This window comes from Parapedobacter soli (assembly GCF_025460835.1).
Taxonomy (GTDB): domain Bacteria; phylum Bacteroidota; class Bacteroidia; order Sphingobacteriales; family Sphingobacteriaceae; genus Parapedobacter; species Parapedobacter soli.
Map to the genome: position 1 here is coordinate 1 of NZ_JAMXAY010000043.1, position 13,122 is coordinate 13,122.

General features: G+C 48.1%; 14 protein-coding genes. All 14 read right to left on the reverse strand.

Annotation, left to right across the window (positions count from 1 at the left end):
• Positions 1-120: 120 nt before the first annotated feature.
• The 14 genes from NGM62_RS16200 to NGM62_RS16265 all read right to left on the reverse strand — a co-directional run bounded on the left by NGM62_RS16200 (position 121) and on the right by NGM62_RS16265 (position 12,962).
• Positions 121-1,038, reverse strand: coding sequence for a WD40 repeat domain-containing protein (locus NGM62_RS16200; RefSeq protein WP_262249307.1), 918 nt, complete (start codon positions 1,036-1,038; stop codon positions 121-123).
• A gap of 81 nt (positions 1,039-1,119) precedes the next feature.
• A complete protein-coding gene (gene hisIE / locus NGM62_RS16205; protein WP_262249340.1) occupies positions 1,120-1,728 on the reverse strand; it encodes a bifunctional phosphoribosyl-AMP cyclohydrolase/phosphoribosyl-ATP diphosphatase HisIE in 609 nt (202 codons plus the stop codon).
• Between the two features lie 85 nt (positions 1,729-1,813).
• Complete coding sequence (hisF, locus tag NGM62_RS16210; protein ID WP_262249341.1) at positions 1,814-2,566, reverse strand: imidazole glycerol phosphate synthase subunit HisF; 753 nt, start codon at positions 2,564-2,566, stop codon at positions 1,814-1,816.
• 5 nt (positions 2,567-2,571) lie between these two features.
• Positions 2,572-3,321 carry a 1-(5-phosphoribosyl)-5-[(5-phosphoribosylamino)methylideneamino]imidazole-4-carboxamide isomerase gene (locus NGM62_RS16215; protein ID WP_262249308.1) on the reverse strand — a complete coding sequence of 250 codons (750 nt, stop codon included), beginning with the start codon at positions 3,319-3,321 and terminating at the stop codon, positions 2,572-2,574.
• Between the two features lie 22 nt (positions 3,322-3,343).
• On the reverse strand, positions 3,344-3,934 hold the full coding sequence (gene hisH / locus NGM62_RS16220; protein WP_262249309.1) for an imidazole glycerol phosphate synthase subunit HisH: 591 nt from the start codon (positions 3,932-3,934) through the stop codon (positions 3,344-3,346).
• A gap of 81 nt (positions 3,935-4,015) precedes the next feature.
• On the reverse strand, positions 4,016-5,155 hold the full coding sequence (gene hisB / locus NGM62_RS16225) for a bifunctional histidinol-phosphatase/imidazoleglycerol-phosphate dehydratase HisB (RefSeq protein WP_262249310.1): 1,140 nt from the start codon (positions 5,153-5,155) through the stop codon (positions 4,016-4,018).
• A 56-nt stretch (positions 5,156-5,211) separates the two neighbouring features.
• The gene (gene hisC, locus NGM62_RS16230; protein WP_262249342.1) at positions 5,212-6,282 is read right to left on the reverse strand and encodes a histidinol-phosphate transaminase; all 1,071 of its coding nucleotides are present in this window, start codon (positions 6,280-6,282) and stop codon (positions 5,212-5,214) included.
• 7 nt (positions 6,283-6,289) lie between these two features.
• On the reverse strand, positions 6,290-7,201 hold the full coding sequence (locus tag NGM62_RS16235; RefSeq protein ID WP_262249311.1) for a ribonuclease Z: 912 nt from the start codon (positions 7,199-7,201) through the stop codon (positions 6,290-6,292).
• Positions 7,198-7,581 carry an STAS domain-containing protein gene (locus NGM62_RS16240; RefSeq protein WP_262249312.1) on the reverse strand — a complete coding sequence of 128 codons (384 nt, stop codon included), beginning with the start codon at positions 7,579-7,581 and terminating at the stop codon, positions 7,198-7,200. The genes NGM62_RS16235 and NGM62_RS16240 overlap by 4 nt, the downstream gene beginning before the upstream one ends.
• Before the next feature lie 17 nt (positions 7,582-7,598).
• Positions 7,599-8,549, reverse strand: coding sequence for a phosphoribosylaminoimidazolesuccinocarboxamide synthase (locus NGM62_RS16245; RefSeq protein WP_262249313.1), 951 nt, complete (start codon positions 8,547-8,549; stop codon positions 7,599-7,601).
• A gap of 46 nt (positions 8,550-8,595) precedes the next feature.
• The gene (locus tag NGM62_RS16250; protein WP_262249314.1) at positions 8,596-9,558 is read right to left on the reverse strand and encodes a PhoH family protein; all 963 of its coding nucleotides are present in this window, start codon (positions 9,556-9,558) and stop codon (positions 8,596-8,598) included.
• A gap of 143 nt (positions 9,559-9,701) precedes the next feature.
• Positions 9,702-11,528, reverse strand: coding sequence for an ABC transporter ATP-binding protein (locus NGM62_RS16255; protein WP_262249315.1), 1,827 nt, complete (start codon positions 11,526-11,528; stop codon positions 9,702-9,704).
• Positions 11,529-11,583: 55 nt separating this feature from the next.
• Positions 11,584-12,102 carry a hypothetical protein gene (locus NGM62_RS16260; RefSeq protein WP_262249316.1) on the reverse strand — a complete coding sequence of 173 codons (519 nt, stop codon included), beginning with the start codon at positions 12,100-12,102 and terminating at the stop codon, positions 11,584-11,586.
• 77 nt (positions 12,103-12,179) lie between these two features.
• Positions 12,180-12,962: an SAM hydrolase/SAM-dependent halogenase family protein gene (locus NGM62_RS16265; protein ID WP_262249317.1), complete on the reverse strand. Its 783-nt coding sequence runs from the start codon at positions 12,960-12,962 to the stop codon at positions 12,180-12,182.
• Positions 12,963-13,122 lie beyond the last annotated feature (160 nt).

Sequence of the window (13,122 nt, forward strand, 5' to 3'; positions counted from 1 at the left end):
TTTTACTGACTGTTAGTGTGTTGTACAGAATTTAAGGGATGACTACCTAGGAATAAAATCCGTGTTATTACTGAAATTGGTCAGGAGTTTGGGGTAAGGTGGAACGGAATTAGGAATAACTTACACGCCAACATCCCACACCATAGCCCGTTTATCGTCACTCACAGAAACCAGCTGATCTTTAAATGGGTTCCAAGTGATATCGTTGATCGATAAAAGATGGCAATCGAAGCCCTTTTCGAAACTTATGGTACGCAATAGCCGAAAATCATCAGCAGCCCAGATTTTGATGCTCTTGTCGCGGCTACCGGTGGCAAAAATGGGGAGTGTAGGGTGGTATTTTATAGCATACACTGTAAACAGATGTGGGGTAAACTCTTTTACCATGGTAAAGTCAGCTCCATCGAGCACATGGAGCTGCGCATCCCGTCCTCCCGTGAGTAGATATCGGCCATCGGGCGAAAAGCAAAGCGAGGTAACCGGCCGGGTATGCGATGGCAATTCCGCCACAAATGTGTGGTCCACAGCATTGTACAATTTAACCGTACCCTCTTTCGTACCAAACACAATCCATTGTTCGTCGTTACTGATGGCAATGGTACGCACGGTCTGTTCCGACACCTTAAAGTGGTACAGCAGGGTAAAGTGCTCCGTATTCCAAATCGACACGGTACCATCTTCGGAAGAAACTACCAATTCCGGCTTGTTCCTAAATGACTTGATAGCAAACACCGGCCGCTGGTGGTGTTCGAGCCGGGCTACTTCCCGCTGGGTTTGGATGTCTACCACATGTACTTTCCCCTCTCGGGTACCGATAGCCAGTAATGTCGAATTTGCGATAAGATGCAACGCATAGACAGAAAATTGGACGGGATACAGGACTTTTTCGAAGGCCATGGTTTCCAGGTTCCATTGCACCACCCCTTTGTCGTTTCCGCCGGTGAATACCATTGCTGGTTCGGGACCATTTTCCACGGCGAATATCGGGTTCTGATGTCCCGATAAGGCACCTGCTCTATCAACTTGAAGACTATACATGTTTACTAAACGTGGATTTTATAGATTCACGCCGATTAATTTTTCCAAGCAACCTCGCATTTATTGCCGGTTGCAAGCCTATTATTGGTGCCTGCGTTCGAGGTTTTTGGCAATCGCCTCAAGCGGCACGTTTTTCTCCCGCAGCAATACCAGTAAATGGAACACCAAATCGGAAGTCTCATTTACAAAATCAGATTCTTCCTCGGCCAAAGCCGCGATTACCGTTTCTACGGCTTCCTCCCCTACCTTCTGAGCAACTTTATTCATACCACGTTCCCGTAATTTGTTTACATACGAGTCAGCCCGCGGAAACTGGTAGCGGTCATCAATAATGCGTATAAGTTCGAAGATGAAATTTTGGTTGTATGCGGTATTGAAACAACTTCTGCTACCCGTATGGCATGTCGGCCCTTTCGGTTGGGCCTTTACCAAAACCGTATCATTGTCACAATCGATATGGATACTGACCACCTCCAGAAAATGGCCACTTTCCTCCCCTTTCGTCCAGAGCCGGTTTTTACTTCTCGAAAAAAATGTGACGCGTTTCTCAGCCTGGGTTTTCTGCCATGCTTCCTGATTCATGTAACCCAGCATCAACACTTCCAATGTCTGCGCGTCCTGTATGATGGCAGGAACAAGACCGCCATTCTTCTCGAAGTCTAGTTGTTCACTCATTTGTTTTCTAACTATTTGTTTTCTTCTCGCCGGATATCATTCTGCTTGTCGCGGCGTAGCGGCAATCCATTTTACCAAGCCTCGATGCACGCATGTCGCATCAGCGTACCTCTATTCCGTGCTGTCGCAATTCGGCCTTTAGCTCGGGGATCAAAATCTCACCATAGTGGAAGACCGAAGCCGCCAGTGCGGCATCAACGTTGGCCTGCTGGAACACATCGATGAAATGCTGCATATTGCCCGCCCCTCCGGACGCGATGAGTGGAATGGAGATATTATCGTTGACGGTTTTCAAAAAGCGGCAATCGAATCCATTTTTGGTGCCGTCATGGTCCATCGAGGTGAGCAGAATCTCACCGGCTCCGCGGCTTTCCGCTTCTTTTATCCACACTTCCGTCTCGATGTCTGTTTTCAATCGCCCACCATTAAGGTGCACATAATTCTTCCCGTCCACATTGCGGGTGTCCACCGCCACAACCACAAACTGCTTGCCGAATGACGACGCCAGCTGATCAATCAGTGCCGGATTCCGTACCGCAGCCGAGTTGATTGATATTTTGTCAGCACCCGAATGCAGCAACACATCGGCATCGGCGAGTTCATTGATTCCACCGCCGATAGTAAACGGGATATTGAGTTGCCTCGCTACCGCTTTTACAAGTTCTACCGTCGTTTTACGGCGCTCATGGGTAGCTGTAATATCCAAAAAAACCAGTTCATCAGCCCCTTGCTGCGAATATTGCCAGGCTAGTTCCACCGGGTCGCCCGCATCCCGTAGATCGACAAAGTTAACCCCTTTGACGGTGCGGCCATCTTTTACGTCCAGACATGGGATGATACGTTTTGCTAACATGGCATCTAAAAGCGAATCAGCGATTTCAGGTTCCATTCTTTAATCTGCTCGATGGTAATGTGGTTTTCGTAGATAGCTTTCCCGATTACGCACGCTTCCACATTGATGGCATCAAGATCTCTGACATCGTCCATTGAACTGATACCACCGGAGGCAATGAGTTTGATAATGGGTGAATGATCCATTAATTTTTTATAAAGCTCCACGCCGGCCCCACCTAACTTGCCGTCTTTGTTGATATCGGTGCATAGGAAACGGAAAAACCCTAACGACAAACACCTGTCGATATAGTCAAGTAGCTTCACCGGTGAGCTTTCCATCCAGCCGGAATACTTAATCACTTCATCGAGTACATCAATGGCGATGACCACTTGGTCGGCATATTTATACCTCCCCTGGTTGAGTTTACTGAGCTCATCCAAAAACGCGGGATTGGTGATGGCTTGCGTGCCTACCACCACGCGGTGGATACCTGCGTCCACGAGCTCTTTGACTTTATCGATACTTCGCACCCCGCCGCCATACTGCACCTTCATATCGGTATGGCGAACGATATCGAACAGATACGATTGGTTGGAAAAGTCGCCTTTGGCACCGTTGAGATCAATAATATGCACGAATTCGGTACCATTTGATTGATAGCGCTCGATCATTTGCTCGAGGCTCACCTCATAGGTGGTTACATCGTCGTAATTGCCTTCGCGCAAACGGACTACTTTCTTATCTAGAACATCTATTGCCGGGATGATATACATATTTCTCCTTAGTGGTTGATTACTACAATCTTGAAAAATTCAACAATAACCGCTCGCCCGCTTCACCGGATTTCTCAGGATGAAATTGCACGCCATAAAAATTCCTATCCTGCAGTGCGGCGGAAAATCTCAGCCCATATTGGGTATAAGCGGCGGTAAAAGTAGCATTATATTCAATAAAATAAGCGTGAACAAAATAAAAATAGGCATCTTTTCCCACATTTTCGAATATTGGGCAATCGTTTTCAGGAAACACCTTATTCCAGCCCATATGGGGGACTTTCCCTGTAATGCGATTTTCGAAATGTAACGTTTTCAGCGGAACAACGTTAAGCAAGTCACTATCACCCTCTTCCGAATAGGCGGTGAGCAACTGCATCCCCACACATATACCTAATACGGGCTTCGTAAGCTGGCCGATATGTGCGGCAAGCCCCGAGGCCTGCAGTTTGCGCATAGCAGCCCCCGCATGGCCCACACCAGGGATTATAATCCGCTCATAGTCTGATAGTTCCTCGGATCGGTGGACCATCCCATAAGGAATATGCAACCGGTCTAATGCCGCTGTCAGCGAAAAGATATTGCCTGCACCGTAATTGATAATTCCTGTCATCCTTGTTGCTCCCTAATCCTTGCTCCTTAATCCTTAATCCTTGCTCCTTAATCTTTAATCCTTAATCCTTAATCCTTAATCCTACAAAACCCCCTTGGTACTCGGCAGTTCCATATGCCCCGCATCTCGCCGCACGGCCTTTTTTATCGATTTGGCAAAAGCTTTGAAAACAGCCTCTATTTTATGATGCTCGTTTTCGCCCGTTGCTTTGATATTCAAGTTACATTTTGCCGCATCGGAAAAGGACTTGAAGAAATGGTAAAACATTTCCGTGGGCATCTCCCCTATTTTCTCGCGCTTGAATTCGGCGTCCCACACCAACCAGCTGCGCCCGCCGAAATCAATAGCCACCTGCGCCAAGCAATCGTCCATCGGCAACGTAAATGCATACCGTTCTATACCCCGTTTATCACCCAGTGTTTTGGCAACAAGTTCGCCCAATGCTATTCCTGTATCTTCGATAGTATGATGCTCATCGATGTGTAAATCACCAACCGCCCGTATGGTAAGGTCAATATTCCCATGCCGCGCAAGCTGGTCGAGCATGTGGTCAAAAAACGGCAATCCCGTAGAGATATCCGATCTACCTTTACCATCAAGGTTCAATTTGATGTAGATATCGGTCTCGTTCGTTTTCCGGTGGTGCTCACCTACGCGCTCACCCAACTTCAAAAACTCATAGATCGCTTTCCAGTCCGTTGTCTCCAAGGCCACTACAGACTCATCCATTTCATGGGCTTCTGCAGCACCCAACGCATCATTGTTACGAAGCCAGATAGCCCGGGCCCCAAGATTCTGTGCCAGCTTAACGTCATTGATGCGATCGCCGATAACAAAAGAGTGGGCAAGGTCATACTCGTCCGTGTTGAAATAAGCATCCAACAGCGCTGTTCCGGGCTTACGTGTAGGAGCATTTTCATGCGGGAAGGTACGGTCGATATGTTCTGCCGCAAACACTACGCCCTCACCTGCGAACGTATCGATGACAAACCGGTGCACGGGCCAAAAATGCTCTTCGGGATGTGCGGGTGTACCCAAACCGTCCTGGTTAGTCACCAAAACCAATTCGAAGTCGAGCTCACGGGCAATACGAGGTAGGTATTGCAGGGCCCCCGGATAAAACTTCAACTTAGCAAATGAGTCAATCTGCTCATCTTCCGGTTCGGCAATCAGTGTACCGTCCCGGTCTATAAATAATAACCTTTTAATCGTATTGGACATTTCTATTTGTTATCACCAAAAATTCACCACGCTTACAGCCGATGAGCGTAATCCCGTTAAGTTCGGTCTCCTGCAGGGTATTGCTCCAATGCGGCCAACAGCGCCGCATTTTCCTGCGGCGTACCAACCGTGAGCCGCAGACAGCCTGCACATAACTCTACATTTGACCGGTCGCGAACGACAATACCTCCATCTACCAAATGTGCATATAACCCCTTGGGGTCGCTGGTCTTTACCAATATAAAATTAGCGTCAGAGGGATAGACAAACTCTACAAAATTAAACTTACGCAAGCTGTCCGACAGCCGGTCGCGCTCGGCAACGGTCTCTTTGATCCACGCATTCACCTGGTCAACTCGGTCAAGAGCCTTGAGGGCCAGTTCCTGTGTCGCTTGGTTAATGTTGTACGGTGGTTTTATTTTATTAAATACTTCAATGATTTCCTCACTCGCAAAAGCCATACCCAGTCTCAGCCCGGCAAGCCCCCACGCTTTCGAAAGCGTCTGAAGTACCACCAGGTTGCTGTATTCCGTCAGTTCCTGGATGAATGTTTTCTGCCTGGAATAATTGATATATGCTTCATCGATAACCACCAGTCCATTGAAGTTAGCCAGCACGGTCTCCACGTCTTCCCGATACAAAGAATTACCAGTAGGGTTATTTGGCGAACAAAGGAAAATCATCCGGGTATTGGCATCGATCGCCTCAGCAATCCCCTCAAGGTTAAGCTGGAAGTCAGCTGTTAGATTCACATACTTCGTGGCTACATCATTGATATTTGCCGACACCTTATACATCCCGTACGTTGGCGGCACGAGTATTACATTATCGACACCCGGGCGGCAGAATGCACGGAAAAGTATATCAATCGCCTCGTCGCTACCGTTGCCTAGAAACATATTGCGGGGGGGTACGCCTTTAATCTCACTCAACTTCAACTTCAGTTGATGTTGCAAAGGATCCGGGTAACGGTTGAAATTGCGATCGAGCGGTGAGCCGAAAGCATTTTCATTCGCATCCAGCCATACGGACGCTTCCCCTTTGAACTCGTCACGTGCTGATGAATATGGAGTAAGCTGCCTTATATTTTCGCGCAATAATTTTGTCAGGTCAAATGTTGTTGTCATCATCAAATTAAATAGGGTACCAATTCCCTTCCAGCGCTAGCCGGGTATCTTCAAACACCGATTTGCTTTCGGATAGCAATGGCTTCAAATCTTTATATCGTGCTGAATAGTGTCCAATAAGCAATCTCTTTGCCCCTACCTCCTTCGCAATCTCCGCAGCCTGCAATGCCGTAGTATGGTAGGTAGCGATAGCCCGATCGAGCATCTCATGTAGGAACGTCGCCTCGTGGTATAGCAAATCGACCTGCTGAATGGACGGCAGGTAGGCCGAGTTCCTTACTGTGTCCGAACAGTACGCATAGCTCCGTGGCGAAGGTGGTGCGATTGTTAAGTCCTGCCACCGGTACACCGTCCCGTCGGGTGCCGTATAGTCCTTCCCCCTTTTTATCGATGACAGGTAGGCAGCCGGTATTCCAACAGCGGCTACCTTCTCCCTATCAATAGATGGAAGGCGTTTTTTCTCATCGAAGCGAAACCCGGTGCAGGCAATCCGGTGATCCAGCGGAAATGTGCTTACCTGCAGATTTTCATTTTCAAACACCACGCCTTCGGCTTCATCCTGGGTGGTGTGTATATGAAGCGGGTATCTTAGCTCAGTCTGTGAATGCAGAAAATGCAGATCTATGATTTCCTTCAGCCCGGGCGGCCCATATATATGCAATTCATCTTTACGCCCCACCAAATGCATCGACGAAACCAGACCGATCAACCCTAGGTAGTGGTCGCCATGCAAATGGCTGATAAAGATATGTTTAATACGATTACTTTTGACACCGTATTTTATCAGTTGCACTTGTGTGCCCTCCCCGCAATCCACCAAATAAAGCTGTTCATTGACATTAATAAGCTGAGCGGTGGGATGGCGACCATAAATCGGTGTGGCAGAACTACTTCCTAATATCAATACATCAAACTTCATCCTTCTTCAGCGGCTCCCCGCAAGTCCCGTTCAATTTCCTTAGAAAATATCATATCCTCAGCCTCGGCCGTGTTCGGTGCGATTGTAAACACACCATCCAGCTTACAAACAGAGATGAGGTTTTTAATGCGCTGGTTTGCGCATGCCAATATGAATACCCCTCCTGCGGTTTTACACATTCGGTGTGCTAACAGACCTATACGCAACCCTGAAGAGTCAGCATCTTTCACGTGCGATAAATCCAGCACGATATTGCTTTGCCCACCGGAGTTCCGCAGCACAAATTCAGCCTTTATCTTCGGTGCCGAATCACCATCCAACACTTCCACGTGGGGCTGTATGGTGACATACTTCTCGTGCTTATCAATAGTGAATTTCATCTGTTTATTTTTGCCTTTTAACCATCTAATTGCTGAAGCGCCGCCTTTGTATTCTCCGCTATCCGGTGTAATAAATCCCCGTGTTCGGGATAAACAAACCGCTCGCCAGTGATGTGCTCAAAGAGCTCAATATACCTTTCAGAAATCGAAGATACGATTTCATCCGTCATTTCAGGCACTAGCTCGCCTTCTTTTCCCTGAAAACCATTTTCAATCAGCCATTTCCTCACAAATTCCTTGGAAAGCTGCCGCTGTGGCTTACCTTCTTCTTGTAAACGTTCAAAACTATCGGCATAAAAGTAACGCGACGAATCCGGTGTATGGATCTCGTCGATCAAGTATATTTCCCCATTTCGCTTACCAAATTCATACTTAGTGTCTGCTAAGATCAATCCACGCTTAGCTGCCAATTCCACGCCACGTGCATACAATGCTTTGGTATACGTTTCCAGCTGTGTATAGTCATCAACCGACACCAGCCCGTGCTCAAGGATATCAGACCGTGAGATATCTTCGTCATGGCCCTCGGCAGCTTTTGTAGTTGGGGTGATAATCGGTTGGGGCAAGCGGTCATTCTCACGTAGACCGTCGGGCAACTGTTCTCCGCAGATTTCCCGTTTGCCGGCCTGGTATTCGCGCCAAGCGTGGCCGGCGAGGTAGCCACGGATGACCATCTCTACTTTGAACGGCTGGCATTGATAGCCAATGGTAACACATGGGTCAGGTACCGCAATCACCCAATTCGGTAAGATATCTTCGGTCGCTTTCAGGAACTTTGCAGCAATTTGATTGAGTACTTGCCCCTTGTAGGGGATGGCTTTTGGCAATACAACGTCAAAAGCCGATATCCGGTCGCTAGCTACCATAACCAAGTACGTTTCGCCAATGGTGTATACGTCTCGTACCTTGCCCCGATAAAAGGCCCGCTGTCCCTCAAAATGGAAATTTGTCTCTTTTATGGTATTCATTTGTTGATGGCTATTGGCCTTTCAGTATTCTATTTAGGTATGCACATCAGATATCGCCATAAGCAGCCAATATCCTTTTGACAAGTTTGTGCCGCACCACATCGCCGCCACTGAGGTGAATAATATCGATCCCCTCAATGCCGTCAAGCAACTTCAACGCCGTAGGCAAGCCCGACTGCTGTTTCTTGGGTAAATCAATTTGTGTGACATCCCCCGTAACGATAAACTTTGCGGTAGGCCCCATCCGTGTGAGGAACATCTTCACCTGCATATCGGTTGCATTCTGGGCTTCATCCAGTATAACGAAGCAGTTGTCCAAGGTACGGCCACGCATAAACGCCAACGGTGCTACCTCGATTGTCCGGTTTTCTAGGAAAACCTTCAATTTCTCCGCAGGAATCATGTCATCCAGTGCATCGTAAAGCGGTCGAAGGTACGGGTCAACTTTTTCTTTCAGGTCGCCGGGCAGGAACCCGAGATTCTCACCCGCCTCTACCGCCGGCCTGGTGAGGATGATACGCCGCACCTCTTTATTTCGAAGGGCCCGGACCGCAAGTGCCACCGCAGTATAGGTTTTCCCGGTGCCGGCCGGTCCGATGGCAAATAAAATATCATTACGGACGATACTTTCCACCATTCGCCGTTGGTTTGCCGTCCGCGCTTTTACCACAATACCGTTGGGACCGAAAACGATAGGCTCCCCACCACCAGTAGCGACTACCTTTTCACCATTTTTCTTTGCGGCTTTCGCCTCTTTGGGAGATCCCAAAATCACTTCTACATCATTTGGGGTTAGGCTGTTATACCGCTCGATGTGCGAAACCACCCTATCGAACTGGGTTTTGAACAGCGCGATTTCCTGCTCATCGCCCAGCACTTTCACCTCATTACCCCTCGCCACAATCTTCAATTTCGGAAACTGCTTTTTGAACACTTCGAAATGTTCATTTTGCGCACCCCACAACATGGCGGGGTTTACATACTCCAACGTGATATTTAATTCGTTCAAATTCGTTTATCAGCTATCTACTTTTATTGTCGCACTGCTATCCATCATCGTTAAGCATGGCGCATCATACGGCATTCAAACTTAGATAAATTCCTTTTTATATGCAATATCGCCGGGTCATTTCCCATCGCCCGGTTTTGTTACTATTTGACAGCCAGCTGCAATTGGTATAAATGGTGGTAGAGCCCTTCTCCTTTCCCCATAAGTGAATCGTGCGTGCCCGAGGCGACCACTTTACCCTCCTCGACCACGACAATTTGATCTGCCTCACGAATCGTAGACAACCGGTGGGCAATGATGATGGATGTACGCCCCTTCATCAGTTCTTCTAGCGCTTGCTGCACTTGGCGTTCCGATTCGGAGTCAAGCGAAGAGGTGGCCTCATCGAGGATAAGTATGGCCGGGTCTTTTAGTAGCGCACGGGCGATGGCGATACGCTGGCGCTGTCCTCCCGATAATTTGACACCCCGCTCGCCAACCATGGTGTCGTACCCCTTCGGGAAGTCCATGATGAAGTCGTGGGCATTGGCACGTTGAGCTGCCGTGATAATTTCTTCCGCATCGGCATCAAGCCTGCCATATGCGATGTTTTCGCGGATGGTGCCGCCGAAGAGTAGCACGTCTTGCGGAACGATGGCCACTTGCCCGCGGATGTCGGTAAGCGGATAGTCGGCTGCCGCACGCCCATCGAACAGGATGCGCCCACTATCAGGCTTATAGAATTGCAGCACCAAAGCGGCGATGGTTGATTTTCCCGTTCCACTTGGCCCCACTATTGCCAGCTTTTCACCCGCCCGTGCTTCAAAAGAAACGTTCTTCAAAACGGTGATTTCGCGGCGTGATGGATAAGCAAAGGTAACATCTTCAAAGGCTACCGTGCCCTCGATAGGGTTTTCGATGGTCTTTTCGGTCTGCAGCAGTCCCGCATCTTCCTGTTGCTCATCGAGGATTTCGATAACGCGCTCACTCGCACCAATAGCCTTTTGGATATTGGCATATAATTCAGGGAAACTACCCATGGAACCCGCCACAAATATAGAATATAAGATATAAGTGGTCAGGTCACCTACGGAAATGTCACCGGCAGACACCAGCGCAGACCCGTACCAAATAACGGCAACAACAGCACCAAACAGGCAGAAAATAATAAACGAGGCAAATATGCCCCGGTAAGTGGCGCCTTTTACAGCGATTTTGACCACCGACTGAAGCGACTTCGAATAGCGTGATGCTTCGTACGCCTCGTTGACAAAGGCTTTGACATTACTGATACCTTGCAACGTTTCCTGCACTACCGTGTTGGATTCGGCCAATTTATCTTGCGCCTGGCGCGAAAGGTTACGGATGAACCGGCCGAATACTACGGCAATAACAACCAATATTGGCAAAATGCTCAAGTTTAGCAATGTTAACTTGCCAGATACCACAAACAGCAATGACACACCCCCGGTAAGGAGGATAATCTGCCTGATAAGTTCCGCAAATGTAGTGGTCATCGTATCTTGTATCTGCGACAGATCGGCCGATAAGCGGCTATTGAGCTCACCTACCCTTCTGTTGGAGAAAAAGTCGAGCGGCAACGTAATCAGGTTATGATAAGAATCGCGTCGGATATCTGCTAGTGATTTTTCGGCAACCTCCACAAATAGACGGATACGGAAGAACGATACCAATGACTGGATGAATAAAATAACAAAAGAGATTACCCCGATGGTGCGGATATCGGCCGGCAGCCATTGGTAACTCTGTTTATCCTGTGCGGCATCAATCATGGCACCCAGGAGCGCCGGAAATGTAAGTGCAGTAAGGCTCGACAGGAATAGGAAGACCATACCGATGACGAATTTACCACGATAGGGCCTCAGGTAGGCCAACAGTCTGCCTGCCTTTTTAAGTGTTGATTTTGTCAGCTTCGATTTGGGCAGGTCTTCCGATGGCGCGTGTCCACTGTTTAACCGTTGTCTTGCCATGTCCTATAATTAAAAATTATAGGGGCAAAAGTATAGACAATAATATTGCCGGGTATCATGTTTTCGTCAATTTTTGGCGGCGGAGGACTAAAAAAATGGCCATCCCAGCGGCAGCCGCACCCAAAAGCAGGAGTAAGCCCCGGTCCCGCCGATTGGATTTTTCGAGTTTATCGATTTCCGCGGTCAGGCGCTCCTGTTCGCGCTGCAACTTGCTGATGGTTTTTATGTATCCGTTTATACGTCCATCAAATTCGGTCGCTTGCTGTGCTATCTGTGAATTTTCGAAATCCTTATAATCCAGCAGCATCTTCGTTTCCCGAAAAATACCGTTATCCGTGAGGACGATCTGTTTCAATATATCGATCGATGCCTGCATATCTTTTTTGGTCTTCAACCCGAAGATTCCGGTACGTTGTTTAAGACTCTCGTCGAATTGGCCAAAGCGGGCACTGCGTTGCTGGAGCAACTCATTTACTTTTTGGCGCTGGGCTTCATAACCGGAGGAATCTGAAGTGGAGGGCTGGGAAAACGCGGTTGTTGAGCAAAACACCAACACGCCAACTAGCCAGCCCATCTGGGCAAGATTAAAAAATCGCATAGGAATTTGCGGTCAAAAAACGGACCAATATTGCACTTACCTGGATACCACGGCTACTTACCAAACTCCAAGCGGATGATGTCGCCTTTATTGAGACCCAAGAGGCCACTCGCGTTGCCTTTATTGATGGCTATTTCGAGGTGATTGCTAATACCGAATAAACAAAGCTTCTCTCCCTCAGGCACGTCGTTGTAATGCCAGCTCATCTGATCAATGGTCTCGTTGCGCCTGAAATGCAGGGTGAAACTCCGTCCCCGCTGCACTTGGTTAAAAAGCTCCTTACTGATATTACTGATCACATTGCCGAATGAGTCGACAAAGACAACACTCCCCCGCAGACTGTCCTTCTCGACCACAGGCTGTACCAGTGTCCGGTCAACTAGCTTACTGACGGGATCACCGACGTCGGCTAACTTTCCCCCTTTCGCCAAAATACACGCTGCCTTAGCAAAAATATCGGTCAACGGGAAATGCAGGTACTTCAGATCCTGTATGATATTCAACTCCACGGCTTCATCGGGCAAACCGCCATCCAATATCAGCGAGAAAATACCATTGTCGGCACCCACGAAATAATGCCCCCTGTAAGCTAGGGCAAGGTAGCGGGTGTCTTCGTTAAATACCGAATCAATTCCGATGAGATGAACGGTCTTATTGGGAAAATACGGATAAGCATTTTTCAGCACAAATGCAGCATACTGGATATCAAAGGGCGGGATGTCGTGGGATATATCGATAAGCCGCACGGCTGGGAATTGGCTGATGATACTCCCCTTCAGTGCCGCTTGGTAAAAATCCTTATGTCCTAAATCTGTTGTTAAGGTAACGACTCCCATACCCATGTTTCTTGAACAGTTGCAAACTTAGATAAAGTTGCTATTATATCCAATTTATGCAATCAGCCACGGATTGCCTCTGCGCCGTATCCTGCAGGAAAAACAAAACTATCGTTATCTTTGCCCTCGACTACCCCACAAAGGTATTTTTTCAATAATC